1 pseudogene is annotated in these 489 nt (G+C 41.1%); it reads left to right on the plus strand.

Going from position 1 to position 489, the window contains the following annotated elements:
• Positions 1-187, plus strand: a pseudogene (locus tag MZO40_RS17015) (class 1b ribonucleoside-diphosphate reductase subunit beta); the annotation flags it as partial.
• Positions 188-489 lie beyond the last annotated feature (302 nt).

Consider the following 489-nt stretch of genomic DNA (forward strand, 5'->3'; position numbering starts at 1 on the left):
CAACAAGGCGCTCCAAAATATGGGCTTTGAATCCCGCTTCCCCAATGCTGAGATTAAAGATATCAACCCAATCGTAATGAACGGAATTTCAACCGAAACGGCCAATCATGATTTCTTTTCACAAGTTGGTGCTGGCTATCTAATGGGTAATGCTGAAGCTATGAGTAGCGGCGACTATGACTTCTAACATAGGCTTCTAGGCATAATTAAAATTAAAAAAAGGCTAATATCTACAGGAAATATTAAAGTAAAGCCCCCTGAGTTGTACTAGTCCCTGTCAAGTTGTCATTTGAAATAATATAAGTTTTGCTTTGCTTAAACGGCCTCATTCCAGTGTTCCGCTGGGGTGAGGTCGTTTCTTGCTGGTGAACGATCTAGTTGATTAAAATAGTTGATGCCTTCTTCGACCAAGGCCACTAATTCTTTATAGGTAACTGGTTTAGCGTGTCGATCAATCCAGCGCAATTTGAACTCGTTCCACCAACGTTC

The sequence above is a fragment of the Lactiplantibacillus sp. B652 genome, from assembly GCF_023806745.1.
Taxonomy (GTDB): domain Bacteria; phylum Bacillota; class Bacilli; order Lactobacillales; family Lactobacillaceae; genus Lactiplantibacillus; species Lactiplantibacillus pentosus.